Annotated in this window: 16 protein-coding genes and 1 riboswitch; of the genes, 7 read left to right on the forward strand and 9 right to left on the reverse strand. The window is 72.0% G+C overall.

Annotated elements, in window-relative coordinates; all coding sequences use genetic code 11:
* The first annotated feature begins 12 nt into the window (after nt 1-12).
* The 3 genes from LADH09A_RS25935 to LADH09A_RS25945 all read left to right on the forward strand — a co-directional run bounded on the left by LADH09A_RS25935 (nt 13) and on the right by LADH09A_RS25945 (nt 4,037).
* Nucleotides 13-2,703 carry a S8 family serine peptidase gene (locus LADH09A_RS25935; protein WP_238648157.1) on the forward strand — a complete coding sequence of 897 codons (2,691 nt, stop codon included), beginning with the start codon at nt 13-15 and terminating at the stop codon, nt 2,701-2,703.
* Nucleotides 2,704-2,771: 68 nt separating this feature from the next.
* Nucleotides 2,772-3,710 (forward strand): GNAT family N-acetyltransferase, encoded by a 939-nt coding sequence (locus tag LADH09A_RS25940; protein WP_238648159.1) that lies wholly within the window; start codon nt 2,772-2,774, stop codon nt 3,708-3,710.
* Nucleotides 3,711-3,788: 78 nt separating this feature from the next.
* The gene (locus LADH09A_RS25945) at nt 3,789-4,037 is read left to right on the forward strand and encodes a hypothetical protein (RefSeq protein WP_238648161.1); all 249 of its coding nucleotides are present in this window, start codon (nt 3,789-3,791) and stop codon (nt 4,035-4,037) included.
* Between the two features lie 56 nt (nt 4,038-4,093).
* Here the strand turns inward: LADH09A_RS25945 and groL are convergent, their stop codons facing one another.
* From groL to LADH09A_RS25960, 3 genes are all read right to left on the reverse strand, one after another.
* A complete protein-coding gene (groL, locus tag LADH09A_RS25950) occupies nt 4,094-5,716 on the reverse strand; it encodes a chaperonin GroEL (protein ID WP_238648162.1) in 1,623 nt (540 codons plus the stop codon).
* A gap of 272 nt (nt 5,717-5,988) precedes the next feature.
* Complete coding sequence (locus LADH09A_RS25955) at nt 5,989-7,185, reverse strand: DUF3824 domain-containing protein (protein ID WP_238648163.1); 1,197 nt, start codon at nt 7,183-7,185, stop codon at nt 5,989-5,991.
* A 97-nt stretch (nt 7,186-7,282) separates the two neighbouring features.
* The gene (locus LADH09A_RS25960; protein ID WP_238648164.1) at nt 7,283-7,486 is read right to left on the reverse strand and encodes a cold-shock protein; all 204 of its coding nucleotides are present in this window, start codon (nt 7,484-7,486) and stop codon (nt 7,283-7,285) included.
* Between the two features lie 317 nt (nt 7,487-7,803).
* Between LADH09A_RS25960 and LADH09A_RS25965 the strand changes: the two genes are divergently transcribed.
* Nucleotides 7,804-8,334 (forward strand): GNAT family N-acetyltransferase, encoded by a 531-nt coding sequence (locus tag LADH09A_RS25965; RefSeq protein WP_238648165.1) that lies wholly within the window; start codon nt 7,804-7,806, stop codon nt 8,332-8,334.
* Nucleotides 8,335-8,504: 170 nt separating this feature from the next.
* Here the strand turns inward: LADH09A_RS25965 and paaN are convergent, their stop codons facing one another.
* Both paaN and LADH09A_RS25975 read right to left on the reverse strand, forming a co-directional pair.
* Nucleotides 8,505-10,178, reverse strand: a complete 1,674-nt coding sequence (gene paaN, locus LADH09A_RS25970) for a phenylacetic acid degradation protein PaaN (RefSeq protein ID WP_238648166.1) — start codon at nt 10,176-10,178, stop codon at nt 8,505-8,507.
* A gap of 254 nt (nt 10,179-10,432) precedes the next feature.
* Nucleotides 10,433-10,660 (reverse strand): hypothetical protein, encoded by a 228-nt coding sequence (locus LADH09A_RS25975; protein WP_238648167.1) that lies wholly within the window; start codon nt 10,658-10,660, stop codon nt 10,433-10,435.
* Nucleotides 10,661-11,478: 818 nt separating this feature from the next.
* On the opposite strand from LADH09A_RS25975, the gene LADH09A_RS25980 reads away from it, so the two are divergent.
* On the forward strand, nt 11,479-12,135 hold the full coding sequence (locus LADH09A_RS25980; RefSeq protein WP_238648168.1) for a hypothetical protein: 657 nt from the start codon (nt 11,479-11,481) through the stop codon (nt 12,133-12,135).
* Nucleotides 12,136-12,144: 9 nt separating this feature from the next.
* Here the strand turns inward: LADH09A_RS25980 and LADH09A_RS25985 are convergent, their stop codons facing one another.
* From LADH09A_RS25985 to LADH09A_RS25995, 3 genes are all read right to left on the reverse strand, one after another.
* Nucleotides 12,145-13,164 carry a GNAT family N-acetyltransferase gene (locus tag LADH09A_RS25985; protein WP_238648169.1) on the reverse strand — a complete coding sequence of 340 codons (1,020 nt, stop codon included), beginning with the start codon at nt 13,162-13,164 and terminating at the stop codon, nt 12,145-12,147.
* A 422-nt stretch (nt 13,165-13,586) separates the two neighbouring features.
* Nucleotides 13,587-14,873 (reverse strand): threonine synthase, encoded by a 1,287-nt coding sequence (thrC, locus tag LADH09A_RS25990; protein WP_238648171.1) that lies wholly within the window; start codon nt 14,871-14,873, stop codon nt 13,587-13,589.
* 10 nt (nt 14,874-14,883) lie between these two features.
* Nucleotides 14,884-15,019: riboswitch (SAM riboswitch) on the reverse strand.
* Nucleotides 15,020-15,086: 67 nt separating this feature from the next.
* The gene (locus LADH09A_RS25995) at nt 15,087-16,055 is read right to left on the reverse strand and encodes a DMT family transporter (RefSeq protein WP_238648173.1); all 969 of its coding nucleotides are present in this window, start codon (nt 16,053-16,055) and stop codon (nt 15,087-15,089) included.
* Between the two features lie 91 nt (nt 16,056-16,146).
* Between LADH09A_RS25995 and LADH09A_RS26000 the strand changes: the two genes are divergently transcribed.
* A complete protein-coding gene (locus LADH09A_RS26000; protein ID WP_238648175.1) occupies nt 16,147-16,452 on the forward strand; it encodes an ArsR/SmtB family transcription factor in 306 nt (101 codons plus the stop codon).
* A gap of 72 nt (nt 16,453-16,524) precedes the next feature.
* Here the strand turns inward: LADH09A_RS26000 and LADH09A_RS26005 are convergent, their stop codons facing one another.
* The gene (locus LADH09A_RS26005; RefSeq protein WP_238648177.1) at nt 16,525-16,986 is read right to left on the reverse strand and encodes a DoxX family protein; all 462 of its coding nucleotides are present in this window, start codon (nt 16,984-16,986) and stop codon (nt 16,525-16,527) included.
* Nucleotides 16,987-17,518: 532 nt separating this feature from the next.
* On the opposite strand from LADH09A_RS26005, the gene LADH09A_RS26010 reads away from it, so the two are divergent.
* Nucleotides 17,519-18,208: a DUF4232 domain-containing protein gene (locus LADH09A_RS26010; RefSeq protein WP_238648178.1), complete on the forward strand. Its 690-nt coding sequence runs from the start codon at nt 17,519-17,521 to the stop codon at nt 18,206-18,208.
* Nucleotides 18,209-18,233: the final 25 nt, after the last annotated feature.

Genomic DNA, 18,233 nt, shown 5'->3' on the forward strand with positions numbered 1-18,233 from the left:
TAAGGTTCTCGGATGCACGGTCAACCTGCGCAACCCGGTTTCAGTGACCGCAGCTCCCCCTGGCCGGTGGTCGCGGCCGTGCTGGTCGGCTGCTGGACGGTCGCGGTCACCGCGGCCACCCAGACCGGCGGCTGGGTCACCGATCAGGTGCTGCTGGGCTTCGGGCGGGACCGCGTCGGCTGGCTCTGGCCGGTGCTCGGCCTGACCACCGTCGTGCTGGTGGGTACGCCCACCCTGCTGCTGGCCGTGCTGCCCCGGTCGGCTGCCGTCCGGGCCACCGGGCGGGCCTGGCTCGTCGGGGCACTCGCCCTCGGCGTGCTCACGCTGCTGCGGGTCGTGCCGCCGGTGCACCACGAGGCGTACCTCGCCGGGCTGGCCGCCGTCGCGTTGCTCAGCGCGCTCGCCGCGCGCTGGTCGGCGCGACGATCGTCCGGCCCGGATGTCGGCACCGCACCCGCCGCCACACCGTGGGCCAGCGAGCGCACGGAGCAACGCGACGCCACCGCGCCGTCGGCCGGCGACGCCACCGCGCCCGCCGCCGCCGCACCCTGGGCCAGCGAGCGCACGGAGCAACGCGACGCGACCGCGCCGTCGCCCGGTGTCGGCACCGGTGGTGCGGCGCTGAACGACGACGACGCCGCCCGAGCCGAGGACGTCGCAAGCCCGGGGTCGAGCGTCGATACCGCCGGGAGCCCGAACCCGGTCGGACGCCAGCGTGGATCACGTCGGCCCGGGCCGGTGCCGCTGCTTGCGGTCGCCGCCGGGTTGGCGCTGCTGCTGCCGTGGGCCTGGCTGGGTGCGCTCGGCGGGCTCCTGGAGACCGTGCTCGCGCTGGTGGCGGCAGCCGCGTTGGGGGTGCTGGCCGCGACGCTGTTGGACGCCACCTTTTGGTCCCGGTTCGCGGTTGGCCGACCGCCCCGGCCGGCCCGGCTGGTCCTGCTCGGAGGCCTGGTCGCCGGGGTGGCGCTGCTGCTGCTCGCGGCCGGCGCCGGCCAGTCCGGCGCGCAGTTGCCCGCGCTGCTGACCCTGCCTCCGGTGGGTTTCGCGCTGGCCGCGCTGTGGGCGGCGGCCTGGCGACCCACCACCGACCCGGCCGACGCCGCACGCGCCGGCCGGACGGCGACCGCCTGGCTCGTCGGCCTGGCCGCACTCGGCCCGCTGGCCTTCACCGACCCGGAAGAGATCACCCTGCTGCTGGTCGCCACCCGGGACGTCCCGTTCTGGGTGGCGGCCGCCGCCGGCGCCGGGCTCGCCGTCGCGGTCCTGGTCGCCTTCGGGTACGGGGTGCTGCTCGCCCGTCCGTCGGCACGTACCCCGAGTCGCCGGTCCGCCGCGGTGGCGGCCGTGGTGCTGTTGGTGGCGTTCGGCGTGGTCGACCTGGGTCCGGGCCAACCGGGCCTGTACGGCGAGCGGCTGTTCGTGGTGCTGCGGGCGCAGGCCGACCTGAGTGGTCTGCCGGCCGGCGTGGCGGGTCGAGCCGGGCGGGACGCCCGCGCGGCGGAGGTCTACCGGCGGCTGGTGACGACCGCCGAGCAGAGCCAGGCCGACCTGCTGCGGGGGTTGAAGCGACTCCGGCTCGACCCGGTGTCGTACTACCTGGTGAACGCGGTCGAGGTCGACGGCGGCCCGGCGGTGCGGGCCTGGCTCGCCCGGCAGCCGGAGGTGGCCCGGGTGCTGGTCAGCCAACGTCTGCGGCCACTGCCGGCCCCGGCGGGGCAGACCCGGGGCACCGCCCCCACGCCCACCGGCCCGGAGTGGAACATCCGCCAGATCGGCGCGGACCGGGTGTGGTCCCAGCTCGGGGTGACCGGCAGCGGCATCGTGGTGGGCAGCTCGGATTCGGGGGTGGACGGTTCCCATCCCGCGCTGCGCGCCGGGTTCCGGGGCGGAGACGACTCCTGGTACGACCCGTGGGACGACACCCGCAGCCCCACCGATCAGGGCGGGCACGGCACCCACACGGTGGGCAGCGCGGTGGGGCGCGACGGCATCGGGGTGGCACCGGACGCGCAGTGGGTGGGCTGCGTCAACCTGGACCGCAACCTCGGCAGCCCCGCGCACTACCTGGACTGCCTCCAGTTCATGCTGGCGCCCTTCCCGACCGGCGGCGACCCGTTCACCGACGGCCGTCCGGAGCGCGCCCCGCAGGTGCTGACCAACTCGTGGGGCTGCCCGCCCATCGAGGGTTGCGACCAGCGCGTGCTGCGGCCGGCCACCGCCGCGCTGGACGCCGCCGGGATCTTCGTGGTCGCCGCCGCCGGTAACACCGGGCCGTGGTGCGCGTCGATCGACGACCCGCCGGCGCCGTACGCGGACGTGCTGACCGTGGGGGCGGTGGACGAGCAGCGCCGGGTCGCCGAGTTCTCCTCGCGCGGGCCGGTGTCGGGCGGCACGGGTAAGCCGGACGTGTTGGCGCCGGGTGTGGGTGTGGTGTCGGCCATGCCGGGCGGCACGTACGCCGCGTTGGACGGCACCTCGATGGCGACGCCACAGGTGGCCGGGGTGGTCGCGCTGATGTGGTCGGCGAACCCGGCGCTGGTCGGCGACGTGACCCGGACCCGGCAGATCCTGCGGGACACCGCCACGGCGGCGACGCCCACCTACCGTTCCGACGACCCGTCCGACACCTGCGGCGCCCCGTCGAACGTCACCGGTGCCGGCCAGGTCGACGCTTTCGCCGCCGTCCGCGCCGCCCGGCAATAGGCAGGTTTCCTATCTGATACGACGGGCGGGAGCGCGGGTCGCCACACGGTGATCTAGGGTCGGCGACCATGGACGCCGACATCACCGTCACCGAGCTGACTCCCGACCTGGCCGACACCGTGGTGCGGCTCTGCGAACAGGCTCTCGACCTGCCCGAGGACGCCAGCGAGGCCGCCGCCATCGTGGACGTGCTCTGGCCCCGGGCCGTCGCCGCCGACCGGCCGGTGGTCGGGCTGGGCGCGTACCGGGGTGCGGACCTGGTCGGGGTGCTGCTCTGCTCGGTGTCCTCGACCGAGCCGGGCCTCGGGCACGTCGACCTGGTCGCGGTCCTCCCGGATCAGCGGCGTCGGGGCGTCGGCCGGGCGCTGTTGCGGCGGGCCGAGCAGGTGCTGGCCGAGCGCGGAGTGACCGAGGTGCTGCTGGCCGGGAACCCGCCGTACTACGCGTGGCCGGGCATCGACGTCCGCTACACCCCGGCGGTCTGCACCGCCCTCGCGCTGGGCTACCAGCAGGACCGGACCGCCTGGAACATGACCGCGGACCTGTCGTACGACGGGTCGCCGGCACTGCGGTCCACCGAGGCGGCCGAGCGTCGACTGGCCGACCAGGGCGTGACCGTACGCCGGGCGGAGCTGGCGGACCTGCCGGCGCTGACCGCGTTCGCGCGCTCCACCTTCGGCGGCACCTGGGACGGCGAGCTGGCCGGGTCGGTGGGTCGTGACGGCGCCGGCTGCCACCTGGCGGAGCGGGACGGCGAGGTGCTCGGCTTCGCCGCGTACGGGTCGTCGCGGCCGAGCTGGTTCGGGCCGATGGGCACCGCGCCGGCAGCCGAGGGGTCGGGCATCGGTGGCGTGCTGCTGCGGCGCTGCCTGCGGGACCAGCAGGCGGCGGGGCTGACCCGGGCGGAGATCGGCTGGGTGGGGCCGGTGCCGTTCTACTCGGGCAGCGCGGGTGCCCGGATCGAGCGGGTCTTCTTCCTGTACCGACGAAGCCTGTCAACGGACTGACCGGGGCAAAGGGGATATTGATCCATTCGCCCGCGTCGGTCCTCGACGCCCCCTACCGTTTCGGTAGAGGAGGCAGCCATGACCACGGATGACGACCAGACCGAGGACGGCCCGCCGATCACCTGGAAACCGGTGGGCGAACTCCCCGGCCAACTGCCGTTCGACCGGCTCGACTACGGCGACGCCGAGCAACTGGCCGAGATGACCACCGACGGTGAGTCGGCGGTCGTCGAGGAGCCACGGGAGATGGTGGACGAGCCGATCAAACTGCTTCCGCCGTACGACCGGGCACAGAAGCGGCGCAACCAGCGCCCACTGCCGACCTGACGACGAACGGGGCGGACCGCGTCAGCGGCCCGCCCCGTTCTGTGTCGGAACTGGACTCAGAAGTCCATGTCCCCGCCACCCGGGCCAGCCGGGGCAGCCGGGGACTTCTCCGGCTTGTCCGCGACAACGGCCTCGGTGGTGAGGAACAGCGCCGCGATGGACGCGGCGTTCTGCAGCGCCGAGCGCGTCACCTTGGCCGGGTCGATGATGCCCGCGGCCAGCAGGTCGACGTACTCGCCGTTGGCGGCGTTGAGGCCGTGACCCGCTTCGAGGTTACGGACCTTCTCCACCACGACGCCGCCCTCGAGGCCGGCGTTGACGGCGATCTGCCGCAGCGGGGCGTCCAGCGCGACCTTGACGATGTTCGCACCGGTCGCCTCGTCGCCGACCAGGTCGAGCTTGTCGAAGGCGGTCTTGCCGGCCTGAACCAGCGCGACGCCACCACCCGGGACGATGCCCTCCTCGACGGCCGCCTTCGCGTTGCGAACGGCGTCCTCGATGCGGTGCTTGCGCTCCTTGAGCTCGACCTCGGTGGCCGCGCCGACCTTGATGACCGCAACGCCGCCGGCCAGCTTAGCCAGCCGCTCCTGCAGCTTCTCACGGTCGTAGTCGGAGTCGCTCTTGTCGATCTCGGCCCGGATCTGGTTGACCCGGCCCTGGATCTGCTCGGCGTCACCGGCACCGTCGACGATGGTGGTCTCGTCCTTGGTCACCACGACCTTGCGGGCGCGGCCCAGCATGTCGAGGCTGGCGGCGTCGAGCTTGAGGCCGACCTCCTCGCTGATGACCTGGCCACCGGCGAGGATGGCGATATCGGTCAGCATGGCCTTGCGGCGGTCACCGAAGCCCGGCGCCTTGACGGCGACCGACTTGAAGGTCCCACGGACCTTGTTGACCACCAGGGTGGCGAGGGCCTCGCCCTCCAGGTCCTCGGCGATGATCAGCAGCGGCTTGCCCGACTGCATGACCTTCTCCAGGATCGGGAGCAGGTCCTTCACCGACGAGATCTTGCTGTTGGCGATCAGGATGTACGGGTCGTCGAAGACGGCCTCCATACGCTCCGGGTCGGTCATGAAGTAGGCCGAGATGTAGCCCTTGTCGAAGCGCATACCCTCGGTGAGCTCCAGCTCCAGCCCGAAGGTGTTGCTCTCCTCGACGGTGATGACGCCTTCCTTGCCGACCTTGTCCATCGCCTCGGCGATGATCTCGCCGACGGTGCTGTCGCCAGCGGAGATGGAGGCGGTGGAGGCGATCTGCTCCTTGGTCTCGACGTCCTTGGCGAGCTTGGACAGCTCCTCCGAGACGCTCGCGACCGCGGCCTCGATGCCCCGCTTCAGGGCCATCGGGTTGGCGCCAGCGGCCACGTTGCGCAGGCCCTCGCGAACCAGGGCCTGGGCCAGGACGGTCGCCGTCGTCGTGCCGTCACCGGCAACGTCGTCGGTCTTCTTGGCGACCTCCTTGACCAGCTCAGCGCCGATCTTCTCGTACGGGTCCTCGAGCTCGATCTCCTTGGCGATGCTCACACCATCGTTGGTGATGGTGGGGGCACCCCACTTCTTCTCGAGCACGACGTTGCGGCCCTTGGGGCCGAGGGTCACCTTTACGGCGTCGGCGAGCTGGTTCATGCCCCGCTCGAGGCCGCGGCGCGCCTCTTCGTCGAACGCGATCATCTTGGCCATACGGCGTTGTCCTCCTGGACACTCACGGGCCACCCGAGATGTGTGCCCCGGATGGGCCGCCTGGTGTGCGCACCTAGGGACGTCGCCACCTGGCGACGACGACGTCCTTCGGCCGGGCCGGATAGCCCGCGACGACCGGCCATGTGCTGCCCCGGTGTCTCCACACCGGCACAACCTGGCCCCACCGTCCCGACCGTTGGCACTCACGGTATGCGAGTGCCAATGACTTGTTTAGCACTCTCCCCTGCCGAGTGCAAGCACGATGGGGCCGCTCAGCCGAGTTCCGCGGCCAGTCCGGGAGTGTTCACCGGCGCCTCATGGGCGCGCTGCTCCGCGTACGTCACCAGCAGACCGATCATCTGGGCGAGGTGGGCCGGCAGGGCCAGCACCGCGGTGATCCCGATCACCACCACCGCTCCGACCGCGCTACCCGGCGACGCGAGGGGATCCGTACCGAAGGCGGTGATGCCCACGCTCTCCAGCACGCCGGGGATCATGGTGCCGACGATCACCGCGAGGGCCACCAGGGCCACCCGACCGAGCAGCAGGCCGAGCCGGTCGTGGAACATCCGGAACGACCGGCCGATCGGGTTGTGCCGTTCGAAGAGGTAGACCGGGCCAGCCATGCTCAGCGCGAATGCCAGGTAGATGCCCGGCAGGACGCAGAAGCAGACACCGATGAAGATGAGCAGGCTGACCAGCAGGGTCCACCCCCACAGCCCGAGGGCCCGACGGAGCCCGTAGCGCAGCGCGGTATCCAGGTTGCCCGGCTGACCGTTCGCCTGCTGCGTGATCACCCAACTGCCGGCGGCCCACCCGACGGCCTGCAACAACCCGACCAACACGCTGCCGCCGATCAGCACGACCAGGAGGCCCACCAGCTCGGCTGCGAAGTTGTCCGGCAGGGCGGTGGTCGCGCTGGTCTCGGCCTCGGCGGCCCAGTTGGCCGAGGGGTCCACCCCGAGAGAGATCACCGAGAGCACCGCCGCGGGCAGCACCTGGGTGAGCAGCATGATCGGCACCAGTTGCCGCCAGCCTCGGCGCAGCGCTCCCCCGCACCGGCTGAACCAGCCGGCGAGGCCGGCACCGGGCGGAGTGACCAGGGGGTCGTTCGGGTCGTACCCGTAACCCGGCGGGTACCAGTTGACCGGCGGCCCCGGATGCCACGGCTGCGGGCCGTAGGGCCCCGCTCCGGGTGGGTAGCCCCCGGTGGGCGGGAACACCCACCCCTGTGGCGGTTGACCGGCCGGGCCCCAGGCACCCTGCGCAGGATCCCAACCGGGCGGCGGACCAGCCGCGCCCCCGGCACCCTGCGCGGACTCCCAACCAGGCGGCGGACCAGCCGGCGGGACGCTCGGCTCGGAGCCGGGCGGCGGACCAGCCGGGCCAGGCTGGCCCTGCGTCGGGTCGGACGGGCCCGGCTCCCCCGGCCCGGAGGGTGGGGTGGACGAGGGTGGCTGGTCGGTCATGAACGCTCCTCAGCATCGGCTGGAACGGTTCACGATCTTCCCGGCTGCGCGCCCGTGCCGCCAGCCCCCAAGGCGGCGGCCGAGCGGTGCGAAACGGTCAGGCGATGACGCGTACGTGCTCCGCCTGGGGACCCTTCTGACCCTGGGTGATCTCGAACTCGACGCGCTGGCCGTCGTCCAACGCCTTGTAGCCGTCCATCTCGATCGCGGAGAAGTGAACGAACACGTCCTGACCGCCGTCGACGGCGATGAAGCCGTAGCCCTTTTCGGCGTTGAACCACTTCACGCTGCCCTGTGCCACGGTGCCACTTCCCTCACTGTGCGCGGCGCTGCCTGACCCGGCGCACCAAGCGGCCGGGCACCCTCGGACCACCGCCCCGGCAATCGATGACCGCCACTGAAGCAGGTGACCGAAATCGCACGCTACACGAGGACTGACAGCCGCGCACGACCACAAATCGGGCAGGGTTCTGGTCGGTTCGGCGCCAGCTTCAGGCGCGCCGGCCCGCCGGGTTCGGCGACCCGGCAGATTCATGGACGTGAGTGCCAGCAAGGAAGGCGACGAGGGCGTACGGCGACCCGGAAAATGGCGTACACCCGCTGTGATAGGCATGCGGGATGACCACCGACACGGGTTCGACCGCCGTTCGTCGGGCGCAGATCCGCCGGGGCCGACCGGAGGACGCCGCCAGGATGCGGGCGCTGCGCCTGGAGATGCTCGCCGACGCACCGTTGGCCTTCCTGGAGACCCTGGCGGATGCGGCCGCCCGACCGCACACCGAGTTCGCCGCACGGGTCGCGTACACCTCCGCCGGCCCGAACAACGCGCAGTTCGTCGCGGACCCCGGTGGCCGACTGGTCGGGCACGCCGGCGGCACGGTCACCCCGGACGAACCAGGGCTGACCGTGATCTACGCCGTGTACGTCACACCGACCTGGCGGGGCAGCGGCCTTCTCGGCGACCTGGTCGAGGGGGTGGCCGACTGGTCACGGGCCTGCGGCCGACCGGAACTGATGCTGGAGGTCGTGGTCGGCAACGACCGCGCCTACCGGGCGTACCAGCGGCTGGGCTTCAAGGACACCGGCGTACGGGTCCCCCACCCCACGATCCCCGCCCTGAACGAGCTACAGATGCGCAGACCAGCCTAAACAGAGAACCTTCCCAGGGCAGAGCCACTCTGATGCCCCTGAAAAAGCCGACAGCGATGCCGCGAACCGTGTCCGGGAAAGGGTTTCCGGGGCAGCCCGACCCGCGCAGGGATCAAGCCTGACCGCCCGGAGCGGGTCGGGCTGCCCCGGAAACCCCCCACCGCAACCACCTACACGTGACGCCGAGACTGCACGATCCGGAACCGATTCGCCACGTAAGCCCCGTCGGTCAACGCCGAGTTCGCCGCCGCGTTGGCCCCGCTGCCGTGGAAGTCGGAGAACGCCGCCGACTGGTTCACGAAGACCCCGCCGGTGAGGTTGCAGGACAGGTGCACCCCGACCTCGACCGCGACCGCCTCGGTGGCGTCCAGCACCGCCTCGTCGGTGGAGTAGACCCCGGCGGTGAGCGCGCCCTTCTCGCCGACCGTCCGGCGCAGCAGGTCCAGGCTGTGCGCGGTGGAGTCGGTGGCGATGGCGAACGAGATCGGCCCGAACCACTCCCGGCCGTACGTCTCCGCGTCGTCCGCCGCCAGCTTCACGATCGTCGGGGTGCGCACCACCGCGTCGGTGTACGCCGGGTGCGTCACGGCCCGCGACTCCAGCACCGGCTCGCCGACCTTGGTCACCTCGGCCAGTCGTTCCAGCACCCCGTCGTTGACGATGGCGCCGGTCAGCTCCACGCCTCGGGCCGGGTCGGCGGTGAGCTTGCCGACCGCCGCGGCGATGCCGCCGGCCACCTCGTCGAAGCTCTTGTGCCCCTGGTCGGTCTCGATGCCGCCGGCCGGGATGAGGATGTTCTGCGAGGTGGTGCACATCTGACCGCTGTAGAGGGTCAGCGTGAAACCGAGGTTGCGGCACATGCCGGCGAAGTCGTCGGTGGAGTCGATGACGACGGTGTTCAGACCGGCCTTCTCGGTGTAGACCGACGCCTGCCGGGCGTGCGTCTCCAGCCAGTCGCCGTACTCGGTGGAGCCGGTGAAGTCGACGATCTTCACGGAGCGGTGCAGGGCCAGGTCGCTGGCGAGCTTCTCACCGGGCGCCTCGGCCGCCAGCATGATCAGGTTCGGGTCGAACCCGGCCTCGGCGAGCACCTCCCGGGCGTACTTCACGGTGATGGCCAGCGGCAGCACCGCGCGCGGGTGCGGCTTGACGATCACCGGGTTGCCGGTGACCAGCGAGGCGAACAGCCCGGGGTACGAGTTCCAGGTCGGGAAGGTGTTGCAGCCGATCACCAGCGCCACCCCACGCGGCACCACGTGGAACGTCTTGGTCATCCGCAGCGGGTCACCCTTGCCGGCGGCCTTCTCCCAGCCTGCCGTGCCCGGGTGCCGGGTCATCTCGGCGTACGCGTACGCCAGCGCCTCCAGGGCCCGGTCCAGTGCGTGCGCGCCGCCGGCCTGGAAGGCCATCACGAACGCCTGCCCGCTGGTGAACTGCACCGCGTTGGCCAGCTCGAAGATGTGCTTGTGCAGCCGGTCGAGGATCTCCAGGCAGACACCCACCCGGGCCTGCGGGCCGGCGTCACGCCACGCCGGCAGCGCGGCGGAGGCGGCGCTCACCAGCTCGCCGGGGCCGGGGTGCGGGTAACGCACCGCGAGCTGCACCCCGAAGGGGCTCGTCTCGGTGGCGACCCGGTCGCCGGCGCCCGGCTGGTCGAGCGGGAAGTCACCACCGAGGTACGCCTCGAAGGCGGCCTTGCCGTCGGCGGCGGCGGTCTCGCCGTACACCCGGGGGCTGGGGGATTCGGGATAGGCGGACCAGTAGCCCCGCTCCGTGATCGCGGTCAGCGCACGGTTGAGGGTGTCGGCGTGCCTGTCGTACAGGGGATGCGGGGTCTCCGTCATGCCCGCCATCATGCCTGAGTCCCGTCCGCGAGCAGTAGCGCCAATGACCGACGGCACCGCGGTTGCCCGCGGCGGCAGCGGGTAACCGCGGGCCTCCGGCCAGGAACGCCGGCCACGGGAGGGCGGCGCGTGAGGATCACCGAGATCCGGTTGCACGGTGTCGCCGACAAGGGGCCTGAGGCAATCCTCGACCGACCGATCGTCGCGCGGGTCGCGGGCGACGACAACGCCGGCTTCTACCGGCCAAGGGCCGGCTACGGCGCCCCCGCGGACCGCGACGGGGTGACGCTTGAGGCGTACCGCTGGAGCCGGTTGACCGGCGGCACCGCCACCCGGACGTTCTCCCTGGTCCTGCTCCTACCGTTCATGCTCAGCAACATCGCGGTCTGGATGCTGCCGGTCACCGGTCGCGGCGGCCGTGCCGCGCGGGCGCTGTGCCGACTGCTGGCCGCGACGATGACCGCGATGTACGTGCTCTCCACCGTCGGGGTGTCCCTCGACCTGATCGCCTGGCAGTGCGCGGCCTACCCGAGGTGCCTGGAGGGGCGGCGGGAGCTGTCCTGGCTGGGCGGCGTGCCGCCCGGGCAGCGGCTCGCGCTGCTGGCCGTACCGCCGATCATCGCGATCGTCCTGATCTGGCGACTCGGTGCCCGGACCTGGCAGCTCCCCGAGGACGACGACCACGCGCCCGGGGTGGGTGCGGACCGGCTCGACGCGCCCGCCTTCTGGGACACCCGCTCGCTGCTGCGCCGCCTGCGCTCGGTGCACGTCGCGGTGGCGCTGGGCACGCTCGACCTCACCCTGCTGCTGGCTCTGGCGCCGCACGACGCCACAGTGCCCGGCTGGCTGCTGCTGGCCGCCGACGTGGCGCTGCTCGCCGGCGCGGTGGTGCTGCTCTGCCGGCCGGCGATCGAGCGGCGCGCAGAACATCACCAGCGACGTTCTCGGACGATCCGCTGGGCCGCCGTCGCGCTCACCGCACTGACCCTGGGGTACGCCCTGATGCCACGGCCGCCGTGGGCGGCCGAGGGGATGTTGCCGGGGTACGGGATGCTGGTCGCCGGGCTGTTCGCCGGGCAGGTGGCGCTGCTGGCGATGCTCGGCCTGGTGGTCGTGGTGCAGCGCCGATCCCTTCCCCGTCCCCTCTTCCTGCTGGCCGGGTTGGGCGCGCCGGTGCTGATCACCGTCGCGATCGGGCTGGGCGTCGCCTACTCCTCGGGCCTGACCTACGGGCTCGCCCGGCCCGGGTGCGCTCGCTCTGCGACTGGGCGGCGAGCCGCTGGCCCGTCCGGTGATCTTCGTGACCGACCTGGGCGCCCTGCTGATCGGGCTGTTCGCCACGGTGCTGGCGGTGATGGGCTTGGTCGCTTACCGGTCCGGCGCGATCCGGCTGGTCGGGGTGCTCTGGGAGCTGGCCACCTTCTGGCCGCGTGCCGCGCACCCGCTCGCCCCGCCGTGCTACGTCGAGCGGGCGGTCCCCGAGTTGACCCGCCGGATCGGGCAGCTCACCGCCGACGGCAACGCGGTGGTGCTGTCCGGGCAGAGTCACGGCAGCGTGCTCGCGGCGGCGACGATCCTCCAACTGCCCGACCACTGCCGGCGGCGAGTGGCCCTGCTGACCTACGGCGCCCCGCTCGGAAACCGCTACCGGCGGTTCTTCCCGGCGTACGTCAGCGACGAGATGTTGCGCGAGGTCGGCAGCCGGTTGGCCTGGCGGTGGATCAACCTGTGGCGGTACACGGACGCGGTCGGCGGCCCGGTTTTCGTCCCGCTCGTCGACGGACCCGACGACCCGGCCGCCCGGGTCGACCGTCGGGTACGGGACCCGAAGGGACTGCTCATCCCACCGACCGACACCGTCCCCCCACCGGTGCAGGGCCACCGGTTCACCCCGGACGACGACTTCCACGACGCGATCCGCGAGTTGGTCGGGCGGCTGGGACGCACGGGCGACTGACCGCCCGGGTCAGAGGGTGAGCTGCCAGTCGGTCCAGGCGTCCACCGGGCGGAAGCCGAGCTGCTCGTTGATCGCCACCATGTAGCTGTTGCTGGCGGCGTTGACGGTGTCGATGCTCCGCACCGCCGGCTCCCGGGTGAGCAGGTGGTGCAGGTTCTCCGCCTTCGCGATGAGGCCGAGTCGGTGCCCACGGTGGGCGGGGTCGACGATGGTGATCTGCTGGAACGCGTGCCAGTCGGCGGACGCGCCAACCTCCAGCAGCGTCCAGGCGACCAGCCGGCCGGACGCCTCGTGTCGCATCCCCAGGTGGTACCGCCGGCGCCCCTTGGCCTCCAGGGCCCGATCGGTGCCGCGGATGCGCTCGGCGTCCACCTGCTCCGGCTCCCACTGCATGTCACCGAGGGGCGCGTCCATCATCAGCCGGCCGTCCAGGTAGGCGACGTCCGTCAGGTACTCCTCCGGGGTGGCGCCCTGCCAGCACACCGACCGGTATCCCTCGGCTCGCGGCTGGGCCTCGACGAGTGCCGCGCGGAGCCCGACCCGGTCGATCTCGGCGATCTCCAGCCGGCGACGCACCTCGACCAACGCGGCCTGGGCGCCGGTCGACGCAGCGAACGCGGCGCCCGCCACGCTCCGGGCCGGCCCGTCGGGCAACGCGGAGACGGTCAGCCCGACGACCCGCTTGCGGCCGTGCTCGCGCAGCAGCCGTACGCCGTACTCGTGCAGTGCCCGACCGACGCCCCGGCGCCGCAGCTCCGGACGCACCTTCAGCTCGACGGTGGCGTTGTCGGTGTTGTCGAGCTGCGGCAGGTCCAGTTGCAGGAAGCCGGCCGGGACGCCGTCCAGTCGGGCCAACGCCCAGAGCGTCCGGGTGCCGGGCAGCGGCGTGTGGAACAGCGCGTCGAACCGGCGCCGGCAGAAGGGCGGTAGGTCCGGCAGATCCGCGTCGTTGACCGCCACCCCGATCCGGTACGCCTCGTCGACGGAAGTCCGGTCGGCGCCGTCGAACGACGCGATGGTGATGCTCATGCCGCTGAGGGTGCACCGGACAAAAGCGATCGGGCCAGCGAATTACTCGCTGGCCCGATCGAACGTGGTCGGGAGGGACACTCGCACAACGCCTCCGGCGTTGGGTCGCAAGAACTTCAAAAGTCTTCGGCGAAATGCCCTCCCGCACGGAGCATCTTGCGCCGTCCGGTTCCTGCCGTCAAGTCCGTAGCGGCGGGTTTTCCACACTCACAGCGAAAACCCAGTTACCGACTGATCCACTCTGACCCGGGTCCGGGCGGCCCGACGCCGGGCCGGCGCTTGATCCACTCGGGTTCATTGAAGTCGGGGTGTCCAGGCGGCCCAGATACCCCGACTTCCTTGAACCCGAGTGGATCAAGGCGGCCGAGACCGGCCGAGGCCGACCGCAGAGCCGCAGAGCCGGACGCGGGTCGGGCGGCGGGTCAGCCCAGGAGGCCGGCGTCGCGGGCGGCGCGCAACGAGGGCTTGATGTGGTGGGTCGGCCCGACCTGACCGGCCACCGCGTCGATGGTCTTCAGGCCTTCGCCGGTGTTGAACACGACGGTCTCCGCCGTCGGGTCGAGCCGGCCGGACTCGACCAGCTTGCGCAGCACCGCCACGGTCACCCCACCGGCGGTCTCCGCGAAGACACCGGTGGTGCGGGCGAGGTCGCGGATGCCCGCGCGGATCTCGTCGTCGTCGGCGTACTCCATCCAGCCGCCGGTGCGGCGGACCGCCTCCAGGGCGTAGAGGCCGGCGGCGGGGTCGCCGATGTTGAGCGACTTGGCGATGCCGGTGGGCTTGACCGGAATGATCGTGTCGGTCTCGCCGTGCAGGGCGACGGCGATCGGGTTGCAGCCGGCGGACTGCGCGCCGAAGACCTTCCAGCCGCCGGCCGGCGCCTCGACCAGACCGATCTCCACCAGCTCGGAGAACGCCTTGTCAATCTTGGTGAGCAGCTCACCGCTGGCCATCGGGATCACCACCTGCGCCGGGATCCGCCAGCCGAGCTGCTCGGCCACCTCGTAGCCGAGCGTCTTGGAGCCCTCCGCGTAGTACGGGCGGACGTTCACGTTGACGAACGCGGTGTCCTCGAACTCGTCGGTCTCCACCAGCTCGCCACAGAGCCGGTTGACGTCGTCGTACGAGCCGTCGATGGCGACCAGCTCGCCCCCGTAGACGGCAGTCGTGATGACCTTGCCCTGCTCCAGGTCGCTGGGGATGAAGACCACCGAGGGCACCCCGGCGCGGGCGGCGTGCGCGGCCACCGAGTTGGCCAGGTTGCCGGTCGACGCGCAGGCGAACCGGGTGAAGCCGAGCGCCTTGGCGGCGGTGAGCGCCACCGAGACAACCCGGTCCTTGAACGAGTGGGTGGGGTTGGCGCTGTCGTCCTTGACCCAGAGCTGCGCGGTGATGCCCAGCTCGGCGGCGAGGTGCGGGGCCGCCACCAGCGGGGTCAGCCCCGGGTCGAGGGTGACCCGGCTGGCCGGGTCCTGGCCGGCGGGGAGCAGTGCGGCGTACCGCCAGATGTTCTTCGGCCCGGCCTCGATCTGCTGGCGGGTGACCGTCGCCAGGGCGGCGGTGTCGTAGTCGACCTCCAGCGGGCCGAAACACTCGTAGCAGGCGTGCTGGGCGGCGAGCGGGTAGCGCGCCGAACAGGCGCGGCAGACCAGGGCGCGGGCGGGGCTGGCGGAGGTGTCGATGCCGGAGGCGGCGAGCGTCGACGTCATGTCGAGAGTCCTCTCATCTTTCCCCGCATCGCACGGTGCGGCGGGGACGGAATTGGCACCTGCCCCGCGGGTCGCTCAGCGGTGAGCGCGCGGGGTGGTTGCCGGGGCGTCGTCGGGCCGTATCCCTCAGCCCCTCTGGATGAGGTATGCAGTTGTGCCGTCGAGTCTAGGCAAAGCCGGTCGCGGCCTCCAGGGCGGATCCCAGGTAGTGGGTCAGCGGACGCTCACCGCAGCGGGGTCGATCACCGCGATCGGGTCCGTGACAGCGGTGGTCCGGGGCAGCGCCGAGGCTCGGGTCCGGGGGCGGGTGGCCAGGTTCGCGGCGACCAGGGCGGCGATCGTGATGGCGGCCCCGACCAGCTCGACGGGCTCCGGGCGGTAGCCGCGGGTGATCTGCACCGCGAACGTCGTCACCGGGACCAGGTTCATGAACAGCGCGGCGTTGGCGGCACCGAGTCGCTGCACGCCGGTGTTCCAGGCCAGGACCGCGATCACGGCGCCCAGGATTACCGCGTACGCCAGTTGCGGGGTGACCGCCACGAGGTCGGCGGCGGCCGGGACGTGCTGCCAGCCGACGGCGTCGGCGCCGATGCTCGCGGCCAGCATGGCGGCTGTGCCGGCGAGTGCGGTCAGCGTGGTGAAGCGCAGCGGCGACCACTCGCCGAAGCGGCTGGCACCGTGGGTGTAGATGCCCCAGCCGAGCACCGCGCCGATCATCATGAGCCCGCCGAGACCGAACTGACCAAGGCCGGTCAGGCTCCCGCGGGTGATCACCAGGCCGACACCGAGGAGCGCCACCAGGGAGAGGCCCAGCAGGAGCGGCTTCGGGCGTACGCCGTCCCGGGCCCAACGGACCAGTTGGGTGATCACCGGGGTGGTGGCCACGAAGAGCGCGACCTGCTGCGGGGCGGCGTGTTCGAGCGCCAGGTTGGTGAGCACGTTGAAGCCGGCGAAGCCGACCACTCCGAGCACCACCACCTCGCCCGCCCGGCCGCCTGGCCGCAGTGCGCCGGCACCCTCGCGGAGCAGCAGGATGGCGACCAGGATGACGGCGGCGAGAAGGTAGCGGGCGGTGGTCAGGTTGAGCGGGTCGACCCGGGTCAGCGCGCTGGCCAGGACCGGGAACATCACCCCCCAGGCGAGCACGGCGAGCAGCGGGTATGCGGTGGCGCGGGATCGCATCGTCAGCTCCAATGTTCGAGTATCGTCGAACCAACGAGACCGACCCTAGGAGCTTGTTCGACAATTGTCGAACAAGGGTTACACTGGTCACATGGAGCCGCACGAACCCGACCTGACCGCCGTACCGGTCACCAGCGTGCTGGCCGCACTCGCCGACGACGTGCGGTTGCAGATCGTCCGGGCGCTCGCCGAGGGCGGCGAGGCAGCCTGCGGCAGCTTCGACTTCGGCGTCTCCAAGGCGACCCGCAGCCACCACCTCAGAGTGCTGCGCGAGGCCGGCCTGACCCGCACCCGCGCCGCCGGCACCAGCCGACTGGTCCGCCTCCGCCGCGACGAGCTGAACAAGCTCTATCCCGGCCTCCTGGACGCGGTCCTCACCCCTCGCCCGCCGGCCTGACCCTCACTGCCGTCGAGCGCGCGCCGCCGGAGCCGCCTCGTCGAGGCCCGGCGACGCGCGGTACGCGTGCGGTCAGACGACCACCGAGCTGGGTGCGGCCACCGAGGCGGGCGCTGGCGCCGACGGGCGGTCGGTGCCACGCCGGGCAAGCAGCGTGTCGAGCGCCCAGGCACCCGGGCCGAGGGCTGCGATCAGCAGGAACGACCAGCAGAAGAGGGCGGACAGCTCACCCCCGTTCTTCAGGGGCAGCAGGTGGTCCGGCTGGTGCACCACGAAATAGGCGTACGCCATCGAGCCGGATGCCAGGAGAGCGGCGGGTCGGGTGAAGAGCCCGGCCAGCACCAGCGCGCCGCAGACCAACTGGATCAGTGCGGCCCACCAGCCCGGCCAGGTGCCGAGCGGTACCGCCTTGCCGGTCATGGGGTTGCCGCCGAACAACCCGAAGACCGAGGTCAGGCCGTGCAACGTGAACAGCAGACCGATCACGATGCGGAACAGGGACAGGGTCGGCCCGCCGAGCCGAGAGACGTTCATGGAACCTCCATTGAAGAGGATGGATGGATCCCGTCAATCGTGACGGATAAAGACATCGAAGTTCATAAGTTCTTTGCTGGTGGGAAAGTCCCCGACCGAAACATGTCGGCGCCGGGCCCGCGGTGACGAGCAGACCGATCGGCGAATGCGTCGTGCCGGCGCTCTGAGCTGCTGCTACGCAGGAAGTCGACCTCGGCACTGCGCTTGCCACCCTATGGGAGCGCTCCCGAATGTCGGTACAGCCTGGATTCCGGCGCGTACAGCTTGCCGACGCCTGCCGACCCTGCCCACCCTGCCACCCGGTGCGGACCGCCGGCCGACCCCGATGATCGACTCGGTTTCCTTGAAATCGCGGTATCCCCTGGCCAGGATGCCCCGAATTTCAGGAGAACCGAGTCGATCAAGCACCCGAGGGCGGCCGGGGTGAGCCGGCCGAGCCGGGGCGAGCCGGGGTGAGCCCGGCCGAGCCGGGGCGAGCCGGGCGGCCGGGGACGGGCAGCGGCGGGACGTCTCTGTGCGCGAGGATCGGCGGATGATCTCTCGGGGGACGGCAGCACGACGCCTGACCAGCACGGCGTTCGCGACGGTCGCGACGGCGCTCGCGCTCGGCGCCTGCGTTACCGACGATCATCGCGGCCAGGGCGGGGACGGCCCGCTCCCGCCGCCGACCGCGCCCAGCCCGTCGGCGAGCACCGACCCGCTGGCCGAGTGCCCGGCCTCCGGCGTCCGGATCCGGTCGACCGGGTCGGACGCCGCGATGGGCCTTCGCGCCCTCGGCCTGGAGCTGGTCAACTGCGGCGACCGCCCCTACCAGCTCAACGGGTACCCGATGCTGCACGTCTACGACGAGCAGCGCGAGCCGATCATGCTGCGCATCGTCAACGGCGCGAAGGAGATCACCTCGGGTTTCGACCAGCCGCCCCGGCAGGTCACCCTCGCCCCGGACGAGCGGGCCACCGCCGTGGTGCTCTGGCGCAACCTGGTCACCGACTCGACCGTGGTGGCCAGCAACGGGGAGTTCCTGACCGTGGCACCCGCCGCCGGGCAGCCGGCCCACGAGGTCGACCCGGACGGTCCGGTCGACCTGGGCAACACCGGCCGGATCGGCGTCAGCGCCTGGAAGAAGGCCGACCCGTCCACGCCGGTGCCGACCCGCCCGGCACGGCCGCCGGCGCCGAGCGCGGTGCCGTCGTCGGTCAGCCCACCCGACAGCCGGCTGTGAACCCCGCCCGTCAGGCTGTGAGCCC

This window comes from Micromonospora cabrerizensis (assembly GCF_022230955.1).
Taxonomy (GTDB): domain Bacteria; phylum Actinomycetota; class Actinomycetes; order Mycobacteriales; family Micromonosporaceae; genus Micromonospora; species Micromonospora cabrerizensis.

Bases quoted from the DNA above. Each gene is read 5' to 3' on its own strand.
- LADH09A_RS25935 (WP_238648157.1), top strand. From the start codon at position 13: ATGCACGGTCAACCTGCGCAACCCGGTTTCAGTGACCGCAGCTCCCCC.
- LADH09A_RS25940 (WP_238648159.1), top strand. From the start codon at position 2,772: ATGGACGCCGACATCACCGTCACCGAGCTGACTCCCGACCTGGCCGAC.
- LADH09A_RS25945 (WP_238648161.1), top strand. From the start codon at position 3,789: ATGACCACGGATGACGACCAGACCGAGGACGGCCCGCCGATCACCTGG.
- groL (WP_238648162.1), bottom strand. From the start codon at position 5,716: ATGGCCAAGATGATCGCGTTCGACGAAGAGGCGCGCCGCGGCCTCGAG.
- LADH09A_RS25955 (WP_238648163.1), bottom strand. From the start codon at position 7,185: ATGACCGACCAGCCACCCTCGTCCACCCCACCCTCCGGGCCGGGGGAG.
- LADH09A_RS25965 (WP_238648165.1), top strand. From the start codon at position 7,804: ATGACCACCGACACGGGTTCGACCGCCGTTCGTCGGGCGCAGATCCGC.
- paaN (WP_238648166.1), bottom strand. From the start codon at position 10,178: ATGACGGAGACCCCGCATCCCCTGTACGACAGGCACGCCGACACCCTC.
- LADH09A_RS25985 (WP_238648169.1), bottom strand. From the start codon at position 13,164: ATGAGCATCACCATCGCGTCGTTCGACGGCGCCGACCGGACTTCCGTC.
- thrC (WP_238648171.1), bottom strand. From the start codon at position 14,873: ATGACGTCGACGCTCGCCGCCTCCGGCATCGACACCTCCGCCAGCCCC.
- LADH09A_RS25995 (WP_238648173.1), bottom strand. From the start codon at position 16,055: ATGCGATCCCGCGCCACCGCATACCCGCTGCTCGCCGTGCTCGCCTGG.
- LADH09A_RS26000 (WP_238648175.1), top strand. From the start codon at position 16,147: ATGGAGCCGCACGAACCCGACCTGACCGCCGTACCGGTCACCAGCGTG.
- LADH09A_RS26005 (WP_238648177.1), bottom strand. From the start codon at position 16,986: ATGAACGTCTCTCGGCTCGGCGGGCCGACCCTGTCCCTGTTCCGCATC.
- LADH09A_RS26010 (WP_238648178.1), top strand. From the start codon at position 17,519: ATGATCTCTCGGGGGACGGCAGCACGACGCCTGACCAGCACGGCGTTC.